Source organism: Borreliella lanei, assembly GCF_014205895.1.
GTDB lineage: Bacteria > Spirochaetota > Spirochaetia > Borreliales > Borreliaceae > Borreliella > Borreliella lanei.
In genome coordinates this window covers 325,176-347,035 of the sequence record NZ_JACHFC010000001.1, presented here as the reverse complement: position 1 = coordinate 347,035, position 21,860 = coordinate 325,176, and the positions used below count along the sequence as shown (strand labels likewise).

The window sequence follows — 21,860 nt, the reverse complement described above, 5'->3', positions numbered from 1 at the left end:
CCTCTAATCCAAAAGTTTAATTTGCTCTATTATTTGGTCTTTTTTAAAAGGTTTTGTAATGTATCCTCTAGCTCCAAGAGATAAGGCTTTTTGTATTAATTCTTGTTTTCCAATAGCTGTAACCATTAATATATTAACTTTTTTAAGCAATTTTTTATTAATTTCATACATTCTCTCAAGAGCTGTGATTCCATCCATTCCCATCATTGTTATATCGAGTGTTATTAGATCAATATCGTTTTGTTTTTCAAATTCTTTAACAGCTTGAATGCCATCTTCGGCTTCTAAAAATTCTTTAAATCCCAATTGACTTAAGATTTTTATTAGGTTTTTCCTCATAAAAAGTGAGTCATCAGCTATTAAAGCTTTTTTGCTTTCTTCCAAACTAGCACTCCTTTTGTCCATTTTAACATATTAAAATATAATTCACATTTTTATAATATAGTCTTTTTGATTGATATTTTTCTTTAAAGATTATTTTAATTTGAATATAAATAAAATAATATGTATTCTTGGCAATATTTTATGGTTTGTATAGTAAAGTCGATTTTTACTTGTTAAGATTGTTTGATAAAATAATAAATAATATGTTAAATTTTACCCTATGAGCAGCAAAGTGCAGCAAGAAATTGCAGACTTGAAGAAGTTGATTAGAAAGTGGGATAAAGAATATTATGTCGATTCTTTGCCTAGTGTTGAAGATTTTGTATATGATAAGCATATTTTAAGGCTTCAAGAGTTAGAAAGTAAGTACCCCGAATATAAAACCTTAGATTCTCCTACTCTTAAATTTGGCAGTGATCTTTTAAACGACTTTAAAGAGGTTGAACATTCTGCTCCTATATTAAGTCTTGATAAGGTTTATGATCTTGATTTGCTAAAATCATGGATAGATAAGATTGATTTTAATAATTCTTTTAATATTTCTGTTGAACCAAAGATTGATGGATGTTCTATTGTTCTTTATTATAAAGATGGCATTCTTGAAAAAGCTCTTACTAGGGGTAATGGAAAATTTGGTAATGACGTTACTAAAAATATTAGAACCATTAGATATATCCCTTTATTTCTTGATGAAAAAGTTGATTTAGTATTAAGGGGTGAGGTTTATATTACTAAAGAAAATTTTTTGAAAATAAATAAATTTTTGGAAAAGCCCTATACTAATTCTAGAAATTTAGCTTCGGGAATACTTAGAAGGGTTGATAGTAGAGAGGTCGCTAATTTTCCTCTAAATATTTTCATTTATGATTTTTTGAATGCTGGATTGGAGTTTGAAACGAATGATTTAGCTACTGAAAGGCTTAAGAAATTGGGCTTTAAAGTCAATCCTTTAATTAGGTTTTTTGATCAAAAAAGTTCAATTGGAGAAGTTTTAAATTACATAGCAGATATAACAAAAAAAAGAGATTTTTTTGAATATGAAATAGATGGCGTTGTTCTTAAGGTTAGTGATTTTGCTTTAAGAGAAAGATTAGGGTATACTGCGCATCATCCTAAATGGGCAATGGCTTACAAATTTGAAGCGCTTTCGGGTTTTAGTAGGGTAAATAGCATTGTTGTTCAGGTTGGACGTAGTGGTAAAATTACTCCGGTTGCTAATATTGATAAAGTTTTTGTTTCAGGAGCTTTTATTACTAGCGCAACATTACACAATCAAGATTATATAACGTCTATTGGTTTGAATGTTGGTGATGTTGTTAAAGTTTCAAGAAGAGGGGATGTGATTCCTGCTGTTGAAATGGTGATAAATAAATTTTCAACAGGATTTTTTAAAGTTCCTGATAATTGCCCAGCTTGCAAAACGGTTGTAGTAAAAGAGGGGGCACATTTTTTTTGTCCGAATAATAATTGCCCTTCAATAGCAGTCGAGAGAATAAAATATTTTTGTAGTAAAAATTGTATGGACATTGAAGGATTTTCCGACAAGATAATTTCTTTTCTTTTTGAGAAAAAATTTATTTCTTCAGAAATTGATCTTTATACATTTGATTTTTATAAGCTTCTTGAATTTAAAGGGTTTAAAGATAAAAAGATAAATAATTTGATAAATTCAATTGAAGCTAGCAAAAAAAAGCCATTTAGTAAATTACTTCTTGGCATGGGAATTAAAGATTTAGGGGAAAATACAATAAGGTTGTTATTTCTTAATAATTTAAATTCATTTTCAAAGCTTTTTAAGCTTTGTCAAGACAGAGATTTTGCTATTTCAACATTGTTGAAAATTAAAGGCATAGGAGAAAAAATTGCTCTAAATATTATTGGAGCTTTTAATGATTCAATAATGCTTAATAAATTTAAATTTTTTGAAAATTTGGAATTTAAAATGGAAGAATTTATTGTGATTGATGGTGAGAATAAGTTATTGGTCGGTAAAAAGTTTTGCATTACTGGAGCTTTTAATGGTTATTCCAGGTCTATTGTTATTGACAAGCTAAGAAATAAAGGAGCAATTTTTAATACTTGTGTGACCAGGAGCTTGGATTTTCTTATTGTAGGAGAAAAAGCTGGCTCAAAGCTTAAAAAGGCTTTGAGCTTAAATATAAAAATTATATCTTTTGAAGACATAAAAAGTTACTTAGATTAGCTGGATAAAAGCGTTTATTTTTATTTAATTATTTTTATTTGCTTAAATTCAGGCTTTAGATTTTTATACATAATTCCTAGTTCGTGGATATTTTTGACTTCTATTAAGTTTCTAAAAAATTCTTCTTTATTTTTTAGAGTAGGGTTAATGAAATATTTTTCAAATTTATATTTTGAGATTATTTCATGATTTTTTAAAGCCTCATTTAAATTGTTGGTTGGATCTATTTCAATGTAGTATGTGTTTTCTTTTTTAAATGCAAATTGATCCCCTCTTTCTTTAAAATTATAGTTATTAAGATATATGTCAGGGTAAATTTGAAAATCGGCTGTTTTGATCATAGTTGTTTTTGGAGTGCTTTTGGTATTTTCTTCTGGATTTCGGCTTTCATTTTTTTCTATGGGCTTTAAATATTCCTTTTCTAATTTCTTATTTTCTTCTAAGTCGTCATTTTTATTTGTAATACTTGGAATAAAAGTTTCTTCGTTTAAGGGTTTTTGATAAATTTCTTTTTTTTTAAGATTGTTTAATTCTTTTTGAAGTTTCAAAATAGTCTCTTCATTCTCCTTTATTTTATCTTCTAATTCTTTGAATTTGTGTTTATCGGTTCTTATTTTTTTTTGATTTTCTTTGTTTATTGCTTCATTTGTGCTGATTTTTCTTTTTAGATCATTGATTATTCTTCCTATTGAAGATAAGTTTTCCTCAATTTCTTCTAAGTTTTTATCTGAGTTATCTTTTTTTTTAAAATTTCTTAATTCTCTTTGCAAGTCTAAAATAGTGTTTTCATTCTCGTTGATTCTGTCTTCAAGTTCATCGATTTTTTTTTCATTAATAGCATAATATTTTTCGTTTTCATGAAGATTTTCTTTTAGATTGTTTATTATTCCTTCATTAGAAGGGTAATTGTCCTCATCTGCTTCTTCAATTTCATCATTATATTCATAATTGTCTTCAAAATCATCATCGGTTTCTTCTTCAATGTTTTCAATATTTATTTTTTCGTAATTTTCATCTTCTTTGGGCTTGGTTTTTTTATTAAGGAGCTTTTTTATTTCTAATATTTCGTTTTTTAATTTATTGGTTAAAATTTCATATTTTTTTGCTTTTTTTTCGATTGATTCTATTTTTTCATTTTCTGATGTTTTTTGATTTTTGGTTTTTAAAAGCTTTTCTATATTTTTAATTTTATTTTCATAATTTTCAATTACAGATTTTAGGTCATTTTCGTCCATTCTTTTTTTAGGCAGTTTTTTGTCTCTTATATTTTCTGGCAATTTTAGATCTTTACCCTTTTTGGGGTCTTCATAAGAAATTATGTTTTTGTTTAAATGTTTTGAGGTATTTATTTGATCGCTTTTATTCCCAGAACTTTTAAAGTCTTCACTTAAGTCTTCTAGAGGAATTTCAATGCTAGAGTAGCTTATTGTATTATTATTTGCCCCAAATAATAATACACATAAAAGTATTATAAAATATTTAAAGCTTCGATTTTTTGTTTTATTCATAAGGTCCTTGTTTTTATTTAGAAAACATCTATAATTTATAATGTTAGCATAATTTGTCCATTTATCAAAAGAGATAAAAAATCTCTGGGGGCTATTTTTATTGACAAATAGTGCTGATTTCAAATTAGTTTTAAGTGAATTTTTTTAAGTTGTTTTAAGATTGTTGCATATGTTGGTAAGGTCAGATGTTTTTGAAGTTTTATTTTTTTAATCCTTTTTATTTATGCAATATTAGATTCTTGCTAATTTAATTAATTTTTTGTTTAGTGGAGTTTGTGAGTTTGACAAATGTGGATGCGCATGAATTTTGGGCTTTGCCAGTTTGTTGCAATGTTAAAGATTCTTTTATTGAGGATTTTAGTTTTATAGATGAACATGTAAATTCAATTTTTAGCATCAGTTATAAAGATAATATAACTTTAAAGTTTAGAGATTTTGTCGATTCTAATGAATTTAATTTAAAGCTTTTTGATAATAAAATAAGCTTTAAAGGTCAAATTCCTCTGGTTTTGTATTCAGATAATTTGGATTATTTGCTAAAAGCAGAAAAAAGTGTTCTTTTTAATCTAAGAGTTGGCGATGTGAGTAATAGTTATTCTTCTGGATTTACAAAGAAAGAATCTGGAGCTTGCAATGTTTTGAATGCTTGTTATGAATTTAGTGATTATAATAGTTTTTCAGACGATTTTATTTTAGTTAAAATATTTTTTGATTCTGAAAATTTAATTATTGATGCCAATGTAGACAATATTTCTTTTTTAAAATTTTTTATTAGTGAAAATTTTGGTGTAAGTAAAGACAAAATAAAAATCAATTCTCTTAATAATTACTGGTCTAGCTCTATTTTTCCTATTTCTTTTAATGCAATTTTACAAGGCATTGTAATTTCACAAAAAATTAATAAAAGGGTTAATGTTGTTTACTACAAAAGACATTTTGGAATTTTAGATAATTTAAATTTAACTTTTTCAGTTTCTAATTGTTTATTGGAAGATAATAAGCTTTCAAAGATTATTTTAGAAATTATAATAAATAGACCTTTAAATTTTTTATATAAGTTTTATTTTAAATTTATTAATAATATTTTTAAAAATTTATTTTTTGATGGGTTTTTAGAAATTTTTTTTGTTGAGAATAAAAGTGATTTTATCTTTTTTTATGACAATCTTTTGGCATTTGAGACTTCTGTTTATAATTTTATTTATTCCAATTTTTATAATATTGCTTTATCAATGTCTTGTGAGCCAATAGGTTATTTAATCACACAGATTAAAGGTGATTATACTAGCTTTTTAAAAATTTTTAAAAAACTAGATTTAAAAAATTCTTTAATAAAGAAGTCTGCTGTTTTAAGTGTTAATAAGGATTATGATATTTTTGATACTAGTCGAAGAGGAGTTGGTTTTGCTTATTTAAGTTCAAGCGCTTATTTTTTAAGTCAAGATCAATATGTTGTTGCTTTCTTGTATAAGGACGAATTAAATGTGTTTTTGCCCTACAGTATTATTGACAACAATTTAAGCAACTATTTGAAAAATAGTTTGGCTAAAACACTGGGCTTGACTTATAGCAGTGTAAATTTTTTGATAGACGAGAGCGTATTAGATTTTGCTAATTTTTATAATCTTCTTTTTAAAGATCCTTATTTAATTGAAAAAGCAATTTTAAGTATTAAGGACAATTTTTCTTCTTTGATAGGTGCAGACTTTGCAAATGAATATCCTGTAATTTTTAAGGAAAAAATAGCTATTAACGATGTTAGTGATTGCATGCTTGGGTGTTCTGTTGAGCTTAAATTTGAATTTTATTCTCTTAGCGCTGTTTTTAGCAATGTAAGCTTTTTTGTAGAGCAAGGCAAATTTACCAAGCTTAAGTTAAATAACAAGAGAATTCGTACAATATTTGGATTAGCGGTTGATTATGTATTTTGTCGTGCTAATGTAAGTTGCGACATTAAAGATTGTTTAAGCTTAGAGTTTATTGAAGATGGTGAGTTTGTTTTTTCTTTTAGAAGTGTTTTTATTGTTTCTGTTTCTGCAATTCGAACTGCTTTGATTCAGGTATTTGATTTTAATGCAAGCAGCACGCCTATTGATTTTGAAGAAATTTTAAATAGCTGGAGTATAAAAATTGACACTAATTAATTTTAATTTAAATGGAGAGAGTGTTTCAAAAAAGATTAGTCTTTCTTTGGGGACTAGGAATCTTTTGGATTCTATTTTTTTTGCTAAGAGCAATAGTTTGGAGTATGTTGTTAATAACAGATTTTTTTTAATTTTATTGGATTTTAAACTTGTTTATTCTGATTTAATTCCAGCTTTTATTTTAAATGGTCGGAGTGTAGTTACCCTTGAAGGACTCAAGAAGAAAAGTTTTTATAAGCACATGCAAAAGATTTTATTAGAAGACGATTTTAATTTTTGTAGCAATTGTTTTGAATCTAATGTTTTGCTGTTTTATTACTTTTTGGAAAACGAGATTGTAAGCAAATCGGATATTTTAGGCTATAGAAAGTCATTAAAATGTAATTGTATGGATGTTAATACTTTTTTATCTCTCTATTTAAAAGCTGAAGAATTGTATAGAAAAAATGGCTAATGTTAAGGTTTATTACCCCGAAAGTTTTAATATACTATCTAATTTATTTAACAAAAATTTAAATAATTATATCATTTATAATGAGCTAGATTTTAAAAAAAATCCTAATTTATTTAATATAGAAACACCTATTGATAATTTTTTTATTGTTGGTAATTTTGAAAAATTTAACAAGGTGTCTTTAAGGGGCAATTTTCTTGAGATGGGGCCATGTGTTACTTACAACGAGATACTTCAGATTGGTAAGAAAAATATTCCAAGTTTGTTTTATGAATTTATTTCAAAATTTAATGATAAAATATATTTAAACAGTATTAACCTTGCAAATGGGTTTTATTATAAAAACACCGTTTTTGATATTTATCCTTTGTTGCTAAGCCTTGATGCTCAAATTGAGTTTAAAAATGTTTTAACCAAAAAAACTTATGTTTTTAGTGCTTATAATTTAAATAGAGCCGAGTATATTGCAAATCGAAACACTATTCTTGTTACTAAATTTAAATTTCCGATGATGAATTTATGGAACAGAAGCTTTTATCATAAAATATTTTTCAATACCTTGTCTTTTGACATTTTGGAAGAAGCGGATATTATTTTTATATGCATTCTTTTAAACATAAAAAGAGACATTATAAATGATTTTTTGTTAAAGATATTTTATGATGACAAGGTGATAGTCATAAAGGATTTCCAGATTTTGCTTTTAAACAAATCTTTGCCGCTTTCATTTTCTGAGATAGAAAATTCTCTTAAAATGTTGGATAAAAATATAAGAGATTCTAAAAATTTCAATATAGGAGAGAGAAATTTAAAGCTAATAAAGAATTTTTATTTAGACATATTAATGAGTTTTAATTTTTAATTGTTTGAATAAGTTTAATTACTATCTTTAGTATGCTATATTTCTTATATAAAGGGAATATATAATTTATTTTTATGTATTATAATGTAAAAAGTTAATCAAAAAAAAAATAATATTCATAATGAGGGGTTTCTGTACTTATGGTAAAAAAAGAAGCAATTATTAAGGCTGTAAACGGTTTGCATGTTAGGCCTGCATCAACTTTTGTAAAAAAAGCTAAAGAGTATTCTAGTGAGATAACAATAGAATCTGATGGAAAGTCTGTTAGCGGGAAAAGTTTGTTCAGGCTTCAAACTTTGGAATTATCATCAGGTAAAAAGCTTTTGATATGTGCTGAGGGTGAGGATGAGGAGATTGCTGCTTCAGAGCTTGCAGAGCTTATCGAATCTTTTAAGGAATGAATTTTAGAAGGATTTAAGTTATGACTTTATCGGGCAAAAGAATATCCAAAGGAATAGGCATTGGAGAAGTTCTTTGTATTAGGAAAAATTTTGATAAAATTATAAATAGAGAAAAAATAGATTTTTCTCAAGTTGATAGCGAGATATCAAAATTCAATAAAGCGAAGTCAAAAGCAATTGAAGCTCTTAAGGATCTTGAGAGAAAAGCTGTGCTTCAATTTGGAGATGATAAAAAAGGTATTTTTGAAGGTCAAGTGTTGATCGTTGAAGATGATGAGCTTTCTGAGCTTGTTATTGAACTTATTACAAAAGAAAATTATAGCGCTGCTTATTCTATTTATTTAGCGTTTGAAAATTTGGTTAAAAGTGTAGAAGATTATAAAGATCCTTATTTAAAAGAAAGAGCATCTGATTATAAGGACATTAGAAATAGATTAATTTCTATCATTTTAGGCCAAGTATCCGATTTTTCTGAGATTAATAAAGATATTATTCTTGTTACCGAAGAATTAACCCCATCTGATACCATGCAATTTGACTTAAATTATGTTAAAGGGTTTTTAACTGCTGTTGGAGGAGAAACCTCTCATGCTGCTATTTTAGCAAGAACAATGGGGCTTCCAGCGCTTGTTATGACTTTGTCAGATATTGATGCGTTAAAGGATGGTGATAAAATAGTAATTGATGCAATATCTTCTATTGTTATTAAAAATCCTTCTTCTGATGAGGTTAATCTTTATGAAGGTAAGATTTTGCGTCAAGTAGAGATGGAAAAAGAGCTTTTTTCTTTAAAAGATAAAGATGCTGAAACAAAAGATGGTATAAAGGTGTTTTTAAAGGCAAATATTGGAACACCTATTGATATTACCTATGTTAATAAATATGGTGTTGAGGGAATAGGTCTTTTTAGAACAGAGTTCTTATATATGAGATCTTTACAACCTCCAACAGAAGATGAGCAGTTTGAAACTTATAAGAGAGTTATAGAAACAATGGAAAAAAAAGGGGTTGTTACGATTCGTACTCTTGATGTTGGCGGGGATAAAGAAATTCCCTATCTTAATTTTAAGAAAGAGGAAAATCCCTTTTTGGGCTTTCGGGCGCTTAGGATGTATAAGGAATATGAGGAATTAATCCAAGCGCAGTTTAATGCTATTTTTAGAGCCAGTCATTATGGGAAGATACGGGTAATGGTTCCTATGCTTACCAGATATGAAGAGATTGAAACGATAGAATATTTTGTGAATAATGCAAAAATCAACTTAAAGTCTAGATGCTTGCCTTTTGATGAAAATTTGGAAGTGGGTTGCATGATAGAAGTTCCTTCTGCAGCTTTAATTTCCTCTAAACTTGCCAATAAATTGAATTTTTTTAGCATAGGGACTAACGATTTAACCCAATATGTTTTAGCTGTTGATCGTGGTAATCAAAAAATATCAAATTTATATGACAAGTATAATCCTGCTGTGTTGAAATTGATCAAAAAGGTTCTTGATGATGGGGTTAGTTCTGGAATTGATGTGTCTGTTTGTGGTGAGCTTGGAGGAGATGATGCTGGAGCGTTGCTTCTTGTAGGCCTTGGATTTAGGTCTTTAAGCATGATTCCTAGTGCTACACTTAGAATTAAATATTTGCTTAAAAAGTATACAATAACGGAATTAGAAGAATTGGCAAACAGGGCTTTAAATAGTGATTCCGAGCAAGAAACTTTAAGTTATTTTGATAAATTTATAGGAGATTAGTTATGGGGTTTTTAGATTTTTTTAAAAAAACCGCTACATTGGATTTGATTGCTCCGATTAGTGGAAAAGTTATGTCAATTGATAAGGTTCCTGATGAAGCTTTTGCTGAAAAAATAGTTGGCGATGGAATTGCAATTCTTCCAACAAGCAATGAGTTGTTGGCGCCTTGTGATGGGAAAATAGGTAAAATTTTTAAAACCAATCATGCCTTTAGCCTTGAAACTAAAGAGGGCGTTGAAATTTTTGTCCATTTTGGAATTAATACTCTTAATTTAAATGGCAAAGGTTTTACAAGGGTTGCTGAAGAAGGCATTAATGTTAAACAAGGCGAAGTTATTATTAGGCTTGATCTTGAATATTTAAAAGAGCATTCAGAATCCGTTATTACTCCGGTTGTTATTGCAAATTCTGATGAAGTTTCAAGTATAGAATATTCTTTTGGAAAGCTTGAAAATGATACTGAATATATTTTGTTATCTTCAACTGTTTTGACTGAAGAAATTAGGCATAAAATATCTCAAACAAAGCCTGTTACAGCAGGCAAAGATTTGGTGTTGCGAGTTAGAAAGTAAAAAGAGAGAGTTTTAAGCTCTCTCTTTTTACTTTTAATTATAACAAGTTCTTTTCTATAAATTCGTTTATTATATTTATGAATTTACCTGGATTTTTGCTAGGCATTCCTGAAGTTAGCATAGCTTCCTCAAAAAGCAGGATACTTATCTTTTCTAATTTTTCAGGCTCTAGATTTTTTAAATTTTGGACTATTTTATTATTAGGGTTTAATTCAAGTATTGGTTTAATTTCTTTTACTTCTTGTCCCATTGACAGCATGATTTTTTGCATTTGGTAAGTTGGATCATTGCTATCAATTATTATTGCTGAAGGCTCTTTTATCAGCGTTGCTGATAAATTGACTTCTTTTATATGATCCTTGAGGATTTCTTTTACTTTTGTAAGGGTATCTTTGAATTCTTCTTCAATTTTTTTGAAATTTTCATCTTTTAATTCATTACTAGTTTCGTTTTTATTTATTGCTTTTAGTTTTAAGCCTTCATATTCTGGAATTAGATTTAAGATGGCCTCATCAAGTTCATCGTCCATGATTAGGATTTCAAATCCTTTTTCTTTATAAGCGGTTACTATTGGGTTTTCTTTTAATATATTTTCTTTACCACCTGTTATATAGTAAATGCTTTTTTGGCTTTCATTCATTCTTTCTTTGTACTCTTTAAAAGATACAAACCCATCTACACTTGAGGATTTAAATCTTATTAATGAGATAAGCTTTTCTCTGTTTTCAAAGTCAGAATAAACACCCTCTTTAATGCATCTCCCAAATTCTTTAGAAAACTCTGAAAATTTTTCAGGATTTTTTTTGCTTAGCTTTTCAAGCTCGCTTAGTATTTTTTTTACAGAAGATGATTTTATTTTGGACAAAATTTTATTTTGTTGCAAAATTTCTCTACTTACATTGAGCGGTAAATCTTGGCAATCTATAATTCCTTTTATAAATCTTAGATAGTTTGGAAGCAGGCTGCCTTCAGAATCCGTAATAAAGATTCTATTTATAAATAGCTTTACCCCAGGTTTAGTGTTTGGGTAATATAAATCATAAGGAGCTTTACTTGGGACATAAAATAAATTAGTATATTCTAAATTTCCTTCGGCTTTTGTATGAATATGCATCAATGGGTTTTCATAATCAAAGGTTGTATTTTTATAAAATTCATTATATTCTTCTGCTTTAATTTCGCTTTTATTTTTTGTCCAAAGAGCAGTGGTTTCATTTAATTTTTCTTCTTTTTCTTCTATTCCCTCTTGCTTCCCGTCCTTCATTATAGGTTCGCTGTATTTAATATAAATGGGATAATTTATATGATTTGAATATTTTTTGATAATTTCTTGAATTTTCCATTTATTGGCATATTCAAGTCCTTCTTTATTAAGATGTAGCTTTATTTCTGTGCCTGTCTCTTCTTTTTTTGCTTTTTCTATTTCATATCCTGTTTTTCCGTCGCTAGACCAAATATAAGCATCGCTTTCTAGTGCTTTTTTTGATGTAACTTCTACTTTTTCTGATACTATGAATGCACTGTAAAATCCAACTCCAAACTGGCCAATTAAACTTGCAGATTTTTTTTCATCTTGTTTTAAATTGTTAATAAATTCTTTAGTTCCTGATTTTGCAATTACTCCAAGATGATTAGTTAAATCTTGTTCATCCATTCCGATACCATTATCCTTAATTAGGATACTTTTATCATCAAATGATATTTCTATTTTTGGTTCTAGAGCAATGTTTTTGAATTTTTCGTTTGTCAAGCTTAAAAACTTGAGTTTATCAATGGCGTCAGACGCATTTGATATTAATTCTCTTAAAAATATTTCTTTATGGGAGTAAAGAGAGTGGATGATTAAATAAAGCAAATCATTTACTTCTGTATCAAATTGTTTTTTCATGCAATTTTTCCTTTTCAATTTAATCTTTACTTTTTTTATAATATAACATAATCTAAAAATAATAAATAAAGCAATTTGTTTAAAATAGAAAATTAGAATCAAGGAGAATGCAATGGATGTAGGAATTTATGGACTTGGTGTTATGGGCGGCAATTTGGCCCTAAATATTGCTGATAACGGTTTTAATGTTTCTGTTTACAATAGAGATAGTGAAAAAACTGAAATTTTTGTTAAACAAAATTCTCATAAAAAGATAAATGGTTTTAAAGATATTGAATCTTTTGTTAAAAGCTTGAAAACTCCAAAAAAAATCATCTTAATGGTGACAAGTTCGGCTGTAGAAAAGGTTGTTGAACAAATTTTACCCTTTATGAATAAATCAGACATAATTATTGATGGTGGAAATTCTCATTATAAGAGCACAATGAGATTGGAAAAAGAATTGTTTGCTAGGGACATTTATTTTGTAGGACTTGGAATTTCTGGAGGGGATAGAGGAGCAAGATTTGGTCCTGCGCTAATGTATGGAGGGAGTAAATCAGCTTATGAAATTCTTGAACCTATGTTAAATAAAATTGCAGCTAAAACTAAAAACAATGATATTTGTTCTACTTATATTGGAGAGAACGGTTCTGGGCACTATGTTAAAATGATACATAATGGGGTGGAATACGCTGATATGCAGCTTATCAGCGAGGTTTATTTTTTCATGAAAAAAGCTTTCAATTTAGATAATTTGAAAATTTCTGAAGTTTTTGAAAAATGGAATGAAGGCGATCTTTCAGGTTATTTGCTGGAAATAACTTCTAAGATTCTTAGATATAAAGAAAATAATGAATATTTAGTTGATAAGATTTTAGATATTGCAAATCAAAAAGGCACTGGTGTTTGGACGTCTGTTGATGCTCTTGAGTCTGGTATGCCTGTGAATTTAATTGTTGAATCCGTTTTTTCAAGATTTATGTCGGGGTTGAAACACGAAAGGATTATTGCTAGCGATTTGCTTAAGATGGATACTTCTTCTTTTGAGTTTGAGCTTAGTGATTGGATTTTAGATCTTTATTATGCTCTTTTAGTTTCAAAAATAGTAGCTTATGCTCAAGGTTTTATGATGCTTAAGACTGCGTCTGTGAATTATGGTTGGGATTTAAATTTAGGTAAAATTTCTTTGGTTTGGAGAGAAGGCTGTATTATTCGTAGCAGTTTTTTAGATAAAATTAAATTAGCTTATGATAAAAATCCCCATCTTATTAATTTGCTTTTTGATGATTATTTTTTAGATTTACTAAAAAATAATCACAAATCTTTAAGAAGAATAATTTCAAAGGCTAGTGAAATTGGGATTCCTTTGCCAGCATTTTATGCTAGTCTTTCGTTTTTAGATTCTTATTCCACTAATTATCTACCTTCTAATCTAATTCAAGCCCAAAGAGATTTTTTTGGTGCTCATTCTTTTGAAAGATTAGACTCAAAACGAGGTGAATTTTTTCATAGTGATTGGCAATAACTTTAATAAGTTAGAATGAATTAGTATTAGAAGATGTAGTACTTAACAAATATCCCCCCTGCAAAGTTTGATTTTATACCCGAATAGGTTCTGTGTTGCGCAAGAGATCTTGTATTTGAGATAAATTCTATTGAAGGTGCTATTTTTATACCCATTTCTAAATTTTCTGTAATGTCGTAAAAAATAACCAATGGAATTCTTATTCCAAATCCCAATTCTACATTTATTAATTTAGATGTGTGGGACGATATGCTTATATTTCCTCCTATTCCAATTCCTAAATTTAAATTTTTTATCAAAGACATTGTAAAAATGAAATCAAGTGCTGCTATTGCTAATAAATTAAAATCATAAAATTTTGATTCAAGTTTAGGGCCTGATAAATTTATTCCATTGCTACCGCCATAGCCTATTTCAAAATCAATAAAAGGAAGTGACATTATTAAGTTAATAATTGGATTTCCAATACTTGCCCCAAAGCCAATTCCTCTATTTAAATATGAATCTTTTGCAAAACTATTTGTAGATATGTTTGCAATCATGATAAATAATATAAATATTTTTTTCACCGCTGTCTCCCAAATTTTGTCTTATTATTATATTTATTTTTGAATTTTAAAACAATAAAAACAAGACTTTGACTTAAATCTTACTTATTCTTAATTTAAGTTTTTGGGAGCGGTTTGATTTTTCAACAATTGTTCTTTTTTGAAAAAATTTAAAAAAGAATTTTATTATTAAGTAAACCAGAATCTTAGTCCCAATCCCGCGAATACTTCCCATCTAAATCCAATGCCATTACTCCAAATATTCATCCCAAGTCCCGGCGCTATTCGTAAAAATATGTCGAATTTTTTCCTAAATACTGCAACATTTAAAGCTAAAGGCAATCTTGCTCCAATGCTCATTGGTCCTGAGCCTGACTTACTGCCTCCAAATCTTGAAAACCATATTGTTCCATATCCCCCTGCGCCAACTGAAAAATCCAAAATATTAGCAGCTCCTGGGAATGTATATATGTAGAAAATATAGTCCAATGCTATAAACAATGTTTTCCAGTCTGAAAATAAATTATTTACTCCGCTATAAAGACCAATATCAAGATCAAAGTTTCCTATATTAATCTGTAGAGCAATTGGCAATGGAAGTATAATTCCTGCTCCAAATTTACCCCTTGCATATTCTTTTGAATTAGCAAATCCTGAGATTGGGGCTAATAAAATAATAATTGACATAATAATTATTTTTGTTCTCATTGCTTTATTATCTCCTAAGTAATATTCTAGCCTTTAAAGCAATTTTAGTTCAATAATTTTTTTTATCTAAAAAGTAAAAACTATATCTTAAGGGAGCCTTTTATTCCGATAGAAAAATTACCTTTTATTGGAAATATTAAATTTCCGTTAGGCATTTGGCCAATAAAAATTGATGGTGTTGTTTTTATTATAATTTCAATAATGTCGTAATGAGCTTTATATATTATCCCTAAGGGCAAACCTATCCCAATTTTATAGGTAATCCCAGAAGAAACATTTGCTAAATTTGAGTTTGTAATTTTGCCTATTTCAAAAAATAGGCCAGATCCTAAGAAAAAGATAAAATTTGAATCTTTAATTCTTAAATTTAAAAATATATAATCACAATATGTTTTAAATAGCAATGCTATTGGTGATTTTGGAAAAAATTCTGAGACACTCAATATTGTTACTCCTATCCCAATATCAAAGTTATTAATGCTGAATTCTATTGCAGTAGGGTAAGGCAGAATAAAGCCAAATTTTATTTTAGTTTTTGTTTTTAAGCTTTCTATTTTTGGATCAGTTGTACTGTTTTGATCAGTTATATTGTTTGTAGATTTTTCGTTTGTGAAAATATTCTCAACATTGAAAAATAATGTAATAATAATTACTAATAATCTGATTAGTTTGTTTTTACTTTGCATTGTTAACTTTTTTTATGAAATTTAACTTAGACTGCAACTTTCTACCTTAAATTATAAGATAGAATTCTGCTAAAATTATATTTTTTATTGTTTTGGGGAAATTAAATTTTATTAACTTCTAATTTGTATTTATGAATATATGAGGTAATATTAATCTTGATATTAGCATTCTATTTGCGATTTAAATCACATTTAAAGGGGCGTTTATGGGCATAGATTCAGATGTGCAAGATTCTTTAAGTCAGTATCTTTTATTTAGTTTGGACGAACTTTATGCTATTGAGGTTAAATATGTTGTTGAGGTTTTAGAATATACTAAGATATCAAAAATCCCAAGAACTCCCAATTACATGGCAGGAATAATAAATAATAGGGGTAAAATCGTTCCAATAATTGATATTCGAAAACAATTTGGAATGAGCGATCGCGCTGTTGATGAGGATGATAAAAAGAGAAATAAGGGAGTTAACATTTCAAATATTATTATATTAAATTTAGTTTACGAAGGGGATGAATTTAATCTTGGAATTTTAGTAGATTATGTCAATGAAGTTCTTGAATTAGATCCATTTAGTATTGATGATGCTCCTAAGATTGGATCAGGGTTTAATTCAAAATTTATTTCCGGAATTGGCAAGAGTAATGATAAGTTTATTATTATTTTAAATGTAGAAAATTTATTTGACGTTAGAGAGCTTTCTAAATTTAGAAATACAACAATATATGATCCTGAATATCAGCAACAATAGGAGTTTTTAGTCATGATTTATAGGCCGGAAGGAGAGCTTGTAATAAATAGTATTTTTAAGGTAAAAGAAGATTTGTTGCATATTTTTAAAAAAATGAAAGAAGGGGATACTCTTACTATTGACCTTTCAAATGTTGAAAAAATAGATATTACTTTTATACAAATTTTGTATGCATCTAATAAATATGCTAAGAATAAAAATTTGTTTGTAAAAATTGAGTATCCATCCGACGAGGTTTTAAGTTCATTAATATATGGTGGGTTTTTAGTAGATATTGAAGATGTTGATAGCTTTGATTTGGGACTTAATTTGGTTGGATTTTAGATTTAAGGAAAGCTTATGGATAGTAGTGATGTTATTGATAAATTTAAGAATTCTTTTAAGGAAGAATCAATAGAAAATATTTCAGATATTGAGCAAGCACTTCTTAATCTTGAAGTAAGCTCAAATCAAGATATTATTAATTCTATTTTTAGAAATTTACATACCATAAAGGGAAGTTCTGGTATGTTTGGCTTTAATTTTACAGCATCGCTTGTCCACGAAATAGAAACAGTTCTTGATGTTGTAAAAAATGGTAAGGCCATTTTTAATCAGGCTGCTATTGATGCTACCTTAATGTCTGTTGATTTTATTAGAGAGCTTATTGAAGGTGATGAAGTAATTTCTGAGATCGACTTTGATAAGCGTAAACAGTTTTTGGTAAATGAAATTAAAAAGGTTCTTGAGATTTCTAATGATGTTAAGGGTGCTTTTCAAGAGGCTTTAGAAAATGATTTTTCAAAGTCTGATAACAGTTCGGTTTTAGAAGAGTCTGTTAAAGTAAATTCAGAGGATAAATTTGATGATGAGGCTTTGCGGTCTGAATTTAAGAGTTACAAAATTCTTTTTTCTCCGGCTAAGGGTATTTTGTTTCATGGGCACAAGCCTATAAATTTATTGAGCAAGTTGATTAATTTGGGTAGTGGCTATGTTAGGGCCAAAATAGATAACATTCCTGATCTAGAGCTTATCTCTCCTGATAATGTTTATGTTGATTGGGAGATAAGACTAGATACAGAAGAGAGTAGAGAGAGTATTGAAGATATTTTCTCATTTTTAGATTCTCAATCAAAAATTGATATTCAAGAATTGGATAAATGTTTAGAGGAAAATGAAGATGATAATGTAGAGTCTAAAAATTTTAATTTATCAGGCTCAGACAGAAACAGTAAAGATTCGACTGATTCTTCATTTAAAAAATCGGAATTTATTGGGAAATCCTTTTTCAATGGAGATAAAAATAGATCTAATGTTCAAGATGATACCGCTAGAAGCAAGGTTAATATCGCTAGTATTAAGGTAGATTCTAAAAAGCTTGATCATTTGGTAAATCTTGTTGGAGAACTTGTTACAATACAATCAAAACTTTCAAAAGAAGCTGAAAATAGGAATAGTAATATTTTAAATTCAATATCAGCAGAATTTTCTTTACTTATTAATGAGCTTAGGGATTATACAACGGGGCTTAGAACAGTTCCTATTGAGATTTTGTTTGTAAAATTTCAAAGGATAGTAAAAGATCTATCTACTAGCCTTGGTAAGTCAATTATTTATCATGCTTATGGAGGCGACACTGTTCTTGACAAAAGTATTATTGAAAAGCTAAATGAACCTTTAGTACATTTAATTCGCAACTCAATAGATCATGGAATTGAATCGTCTCAAGAGAGAGAAAGTTTGGGCAAGGATCCCAAAGGTATTATTAAGCTTTCAGCATGTCAATCTGGGGATTCTGTTATTGTTATTATTGAGGATGATGGAAGAGGACTTGATAAGAATAAAATACTTAAAAAAGCTATAGAGCGCAATATAATTTCTGACTCAGTTGCCAAAACTTTATCAGATATTGATGTTTATAATTTAATTTTTGAGCCTGGATTTTCAACTGCAAGTTCTGTTACTGATATATCAGGTCGTGGGGTTGGCATGGATGTTGTTAAAAAACAGGTTGAATCCTTAAGAGGACATGTTGTACTTGAAAGTGAATTTGGCAAATATACTAGAACTAAGTTAATTTTTCCATTGACCTTGGCTATTATTGAGGGTTGGCTTGTCAGAGTAAAAGATGAGCATTTTATTATTCCTCTTTCTAATGTTGAGTCTTGTTTAGAATCTAATAAGTTAATTTCTCAAATAGATGGGATTGAAACTAAAAGCAATGTAATGAATTATAGGGGCAGTATGATTAGTTATATTAGGCTTAGAGAGTTTTTTCAAGTTTCTAGTGAGAAGAGTTTAAATGAGCAAGTTGTTGTTGTAAATACAAATAGTGGAAAAATGGGCATTGTGGTTGACGAAGTTTTGGGGCAGCATCAAACTGTTATAAAAGCTTTGGGTAAAATTTATTCTCGAGTAGAAGGGGTTTCTGGAGCTACTATACTTGGTGATGGAAGTTTGGCTTTAGTTGTTGATATAGACGCAATAACCAAACTTATAAAATAAAGAAAATAGAAAATGTAGATTTTTGGTTTTAAAGGTTAAAAATATTAAAATATAATAATGAAGATATTAGTAATTGATATTCAAGGTCTTATAAAGCAGGTTTTTGTTAGAGCTTTTTCTAAAGATAATGATGTTGAGATATTAAATGCTGGTTTTAATTCTTTAAATCTTATTAATGTATTTTTACAAAAGTTTCCAGATTTAGTTATTATTGATGAGAATACAGCAAGATCTAATTTTGGGAATTCTTTAAACAATGTTCTTAATAACATATCTCTTCCAGTTGTATTTATTGCTCAAAATGAAATGTTTCCAAATTTTGGATGTCTTGAACAAAGCAAGGAAAAGGTTAGATTAATAATAAATAAGCTTAATTTTAAGCTTACAGTTGATTTATTTCGCAGTAAGTATTTAGCTTTAATAAAGCTGGAGTTGAAAAATCTAGGCAAAAATAAATTAATATCTTCTTTTGAAGTTAAAAGGATTCAAGCACCCGATTTTTCTAGTAATTCTAAAGTAGAGTTGAGGGAAAATAGTTTAAATGATTCAAGTATAAGAAAAAGTTATAGAGTTTCTGATGTTATTAATTTTGCTCCCAAAAATGATCCGGATGTTATTATTAAATATCAAGGTCTTATCAATAAGCGCAAAACCAGTAAAATTATTGTTGTAGGCTCTTCAACAGGCGGTACAGAGGCTTTAAGAATTTTTTTAAGGTCTTTTAAAAAAGATTCTCCCCCAATTATTATTGTTCAGCATATGCCTGGAGGGTTTACAAAATCTTTTGCAAAAAACCTAAACAATGAGTTTAATATTGATATTAAAGAAGCTGAGGATGGAGACATTCTTCGTCCAGGTCTTGTAATAATTGCTAATGGAAGTTATCATTTGATTGTAAAATATAGTAGCGGAAATTATTTTGTAAACCTATTAGATGGACCTCTTGTTAGTAGACATAAGCCTTCTGTGAATGTACTTTTTAGGTCTGCTGCAATGTATGCAGGCTCTAATGCTATTGGAGTTATCCTTACAGGAATGGGAGATGACGGTGCTGTTTGTATGCTTGAAATGAAAAAAAATGGCGCTTATACTATTGCCCAAGATCAAGAAACTTCTGTTGTTTTTGGTATGCCAATGGAAGCTATAAAAATAGGGGCTGTAGACAAAATCCTTCCTTTAAGCGAAATAGCAGATCATGTTCTAAGGAGATCTTAATAATGGATAATGACAATAATGGGGTTTTTGATGCCAACGATTATTTGGCAACCTTATTTCATAAACTTGAAGCTTTTGATGAGAGTACAAGGCATATTTATTCAAATTTAAGCAAATCAATTCCTAAATTAATAGAAAAAATTTCTAAAGATTCTAAGGATTTATCTTTTAGTATTGATTTGATTTCCAATCTTGATCTTGATAATGATGCTTCTTTGAATAATTTTATAGCTAAAATTATAGGAGCATTAGATGATTTTGTTGCTTACTTTAATTCTTCAACAACTTCTCTTGAGTCTCAATTTAGCATAATACGGAGTAAGGTTAAAGATATAGAAATACTTGAAGATGTGATTGAAAGGATGAAAAAAAGTTCTCTTGATATGGAAATAATGTCTATTAATACTTTAACAGTTGCTATGAGAGCGGGTAAGGCCGGTGGAGCCTTTTCTTATATTACAAGTGAAATTAAGGTTTTAACCCAATCTATGATCAAACAGGCAGATCAACTTACAAGCAAGGGGCGAGAAGTTAAAATTGGTTTAGATAGGGCTAAAAATCAAGTATATGAAAGCAATACGGCTGAAAATAAAATTCTTGAAGATTTTAGAGATAATTTAATGAAAAAAATAGATGCTTTTTCAGATGGAATAGGAAGCGTTATTGCTCTTTATGATGATATTTTAAAAGTTTTATCTGAATTTAAGTTTAAACTTGTAAATTCTATTTCTTATCTTCAGTTCCAAGATAGACTAACTCAATCTTTGCAACATTTAAATATTATGTATTCTAATATTGATGTTTTTAAATTTAGAGATATAAGCGAGATCCAAAAATTAAAAATTTTATCAGTTTTTACTGATACATCAAAAGTTATAGTAAAAGATGTTCTTGAAAAGCTTGAAAAAAATTATACTGTTTTTGAGAAATTTATTGATTCCTCTCTTAGTTCTATTCAAACTATTAACGATTTAAGGGCTGACAATTCTTTATACATAGACATTCCTAAAATAATAGAACAATTTTCTAGCATTTTGTCTGATCTGCTTAGAAGAATTGATGATGTTGAGAAGAATAATTCTAATTTTTTGAATTTATATTATGAACAGGTTAAGCTTATAAAATCATTAGAATTAATGTTTTCAAATATTTCAGCTATTTCTGCTAGGTTTCAAAACATTAATATAGCCTCAAAGATAGAAGTTGTCAAAAGATCGGAACTTAAAGCCATGGAAGGCAATATTTCAGAAATGTCTAAGATTATAAAAGAAATTGATTCTAATATTACCAAGGGAATAGAATTTTTAGATCAAATAATCTTTTTTCTTGAAAAAGTTGTTAAGGATTATGACAATAGATTTTATCTTGAAAAAAATTATTTTAATAAATTTAAAAAATTATTTATGGAAATTAAAAATGATATTCTTGATATTAAGAATATAGCTATTGATAATATTTTATCTTATGAAGTTTTTTCAATTGAATTTATGGAAATATTTGAAGAAATGAAATTAGAAGTCTACAATGTTAGAAATTTAAAAAATTCTCTTTTGGATATAGACAACTTTTTAAGCAATATGGAAAGCAAAATAAATTTCAATCTTAATCTAGAATTATCTAAGGTTGGAATTCAATCTATTGAGATTGAAGATAAAGAATTTGTTAATAGAATTGCTAATCGATTTACTTTATTTGTTCATAAAAAACACTTATTATCTTTGATAGAGGAAGCCAAGGATGTTCATTCCTTTGATGAGGGTAGTGTAATTTTGTTTTAATTTTTATATACTTTTGGGAGGGTTTTA

The 21,860-nt window shown here is 28.2% G+C and carries 19 protein-coding genes; 13 read left to right on the top strand and 6 right to left on the bottom strand.

What is annotated here, in order from left to right; translation table 11 throughout:
• Nucleotides 1–3 precede the first annotated feature (3 nt).
• On the bottom strand, nt 4–384 hold the full coding sequence (locus tag HNQ06_RS01540; RefSeq protein WP_184107218.1) for a response regulator: 381 nt from the start codon (nt 382–384) through the stop codon (nt 4–6).
• Nucleotides 385–604: 220 nt separating this feature from the next.
• Here HNQ06_RS01540 and ligA point away from each other — a divergent pair, with 220 nt between their 5' ends.
• Nucleotides 605–2,587, top strand: a complete 1,983-nt coding sequence (ligA, locus tag HNQ06_RS01535) for an NAD-dependent DNA ligase LigA (protein WP_184107217.1) — start codon at nt 605–607, stop codon at nt 2,585–2,587.
• A 20-nt stretch (nt 2,588–2,607) separates the two neighbouring features.
• Here ligA and HNQ06_RS01530 read toward each other — a convergent pair whose 3' ends face one another.
• Entirely contained in the window at nt 2,608–4,095 is a 1,488-nt protein-coding gene (locus HNQ06_RS01530) for a coiled-coil domain-containing protein (protein ID WP_184107216.1), read from the bottom strand.
• 281 nt (nt 4,096–4,376) lie between these two features.
• Between HNQ06_RS01530 and HNQ06_RS01525 the strand changes: the two genes are divergently transcribed.
• The 6 genes from HNQ06_RS01525 (at nt 4,377) to crr (ending at nt 10,270) form a co-directional block, all read left to right on the top strand.
• Nucleotides 4,377–6,239, top strand: coding sequence for a hypothetical protein (locus tag HNQ06_RS01525; protein ID WP_184107215.1), 1,863 nt, complete (start codon nt 4,377–4,379; stop codon nt 6,237–6,239).
• Nucleotides 6,226–6,693, top strand: a complete 468-nt coding sequence (locus tag HNQ06_RS01520) for a hypothetical protein (RefSeq protein ID WP_184107214.1) — start codon at nt 6,226–6,228, stop codon at nt 6,691–6,693. Before HNQ06_RS01525 ends, HNQ06_RS01520 begins: the two co-directional genes overlap by 14 nt.
• Complete coding sequence (locus HNQ06_RS01515) at nt 6,686–7,555, top strand: FAD binding domain-containing protein (protein ID WP_184107213.1); 870 nt, start codon at nt 6,686–6,688, stop codon at nt 7,553–7,555. The genes HNQ06_RS01520 and HNQ06_RS01515 overlap by 8 nt, the downstream gene beginning before the upstream one ends.
• 140 nt (nt 7,556–7,695) lie before the next feature.
• Entirely contained in the window at nt 7,696–7,956 is a 261-nt protein-coding gene (locus HNQ06_RS01510; RefSeq protein WP_002557145.1) for an HPr family phosphocarrier protein, read from the top strand.
• 20 nt (nt 7,957–7,976) lie between these two features.
• Nucleotides 7,977–9,698, top strand: coding sequence for a phosphoenolpyruvate--protein phosphotransferase (gene ptsP, locus HNQ06_RS01505; protein WP_184107212.1), 1,722 nt, complete (start codon nt 7,977–7,979; stop codon nt 9,696–9,698).
• A gap of 2 nt (nt 9,699–9,700) precedes the next feature.
• Nucleotides 9,701–10,270 (top strand): PTS glucose transporter subunit IIA, encoded by a 570-nt coding sequence (gene crr, locus HNQ06_RS01500; protein ID WP_184107210.1) that lies wholly within the window; start codon nt 9,701–9,703, stop codon nt 10,268–10,270.
• Between the two features lie 37 nt (nt 10,271–10,307).
• On the opposite strand, the gene htpG is transcribed toward crr, so the two are convergent.
• The gene (gene htpG, locus HNQ06_RS01495) at nt 10,308–12,158 is read right to left on the bottom strand and encodes a molecular chaperone HtpG (RefSeq protein WP_184107208.1); all 1,851 of its coding nucleotides are present in this window, start codon (nt 12,156–12,158) and stop codon (nt 10,308–10,310) included.
• 112 nt (nt 12,159–12,270) lie between these two features.
• Between htpG and gnd the strand changes: the two genes are divergently transcribed.
• Nucleotides 12,271–13,665 (top strand): decarboxylating NADP(+)-dependent phosphogluconate dehydrogenase, encoded by a 1,395-nt coding sequence (gene gnd, locus HNQ06_RS01490; protein WP_184107206.1) that lies wholly within the window; start codon nt 12,271–12,273, stop codon nt 13,663–13,665.
• A gap of 26 nt (nt 13,666–13,691) precedes the next feature.
• Here the strand turns inward: gnd and HNQ06_RS01485 are convergent, their stop codons facing one another.
• From HNQ06_RS01485 to HNQ06_RS01475, 3 genes are all read right to left on the bottom strand, one after another.
• Nucleotides 13,692–14,234, bottom strand: a complete 543-nt coding sequence (locus HNQ06_RS01485; protein ID WP_184107204.1) for a DUF3996 domain-containing protein — start codon at nt 14,232–14,234, stop codon at nt 13,692–13,694.
• A gap of 168 nt (nt 14,235–14,402) precedes the next feature.
• The gene (locus HNQ06_RS01480; protein WP_184107202.1) at nt 14,403–14,921 is read right to left on the bottom strand and encodes a DUF3996 domain-containing protein; all 519 of its coding nucleotides are present in this window, start codon (nt 14,919–14,921) and stop codon (nt 14,403–14,405) included.
• A gap of 80 nt (nt 14,922–15,001) precedes the next feature.
• Nucleotides 15,002–15,607 carry a BAPKO_0422 family outer member beta-barrel protein gene (locus tag HNQ06_RS01475; RefSeq protein ID WP_184107200.1) on the bottom strand — a complete coding sequence of 202 codons (606 nt, stop codon included), beginning with the start codon at nt 15,605–15,607 and terminating at the stop codon, nt 15,002–15,004.
• Nucleotides 15,608–15,813: 206 nt separating this feature from the next.
• On the opposite strand from HNQ06_RS01475, the gene HNQ06_RS01470 reads away from it, so the two are divergent.
• Genes HNQ06_RS01470 through HNQ06_RS01450 form a run of 5 tightly spaced genes read left to right on the top strand, consistent with a single transcriptional unit; the run spans nt 15,814 to nt 21,833 of the window.
• Complete coding sequence (locus tag HNQ06_RS01470) at nt 15,814–16,356, top strand: chemotaxis protein CheW (RefSeq protein WP_184107198.1); 543 nt, start codon at nt 15,814–15,816, stop codon at nt 16,354–16,356.
• A 12-nt stretch (nt 16,357–16,368) separates the two neighbouring features.
• A complete protein-coding gene (locus HNQ06_RS01465; protein ID WP_014023782.1) occupies nt 16,369–16,680 on the top strand; it encodes an STAS domain-containing protein in 312 nt (103 codons plus the stop codon).
• 15 nt (nt 16,681–16,695) lie between these two features.
• Nucleotides 16,696–18,840 carry a chemotaxis protein CheA gene (locus HNQ06_RS01460; protein ID WP_184107196.1) on the top strand — a complete coding sequence of 715 codons (2,145 nt, stop codon included), beginning with the start codon at nt 16,696–16,698 and terminating at the stop codon, nt 18,838–18,840.
• A 57-nt stretch (nt 18,841–18,897) separates the two neighbouring features.
• The gene (locus HNQ06_RS01455; protein WP_184107194.1) at nt 18,898–20,055 is read left to right on the top strand and encodes a CheB methylesterase domain-containing protein; all 1,158 of its coding nucleotides are present in this window, start codon (nt 18,898–18,900) and stop codon (nt 20,053–20,055) included.
• A 2-nt stretch (nt 20,056–20,057) separates the two neighbouring features.
• Complete coding sequence (locus tag HNQ06_RS01450) at nt 20,058–21,833, top strand: BB0569 family chemotaxis protein (RefSeq protein ID WP_184107192.1); 1,776 nt, start codon at nt 20,058–20,060, stop codon at nt 21,831–21,833.
• Nucleotides 21,834–21,860: the final 27 nt, after the last annotated feature.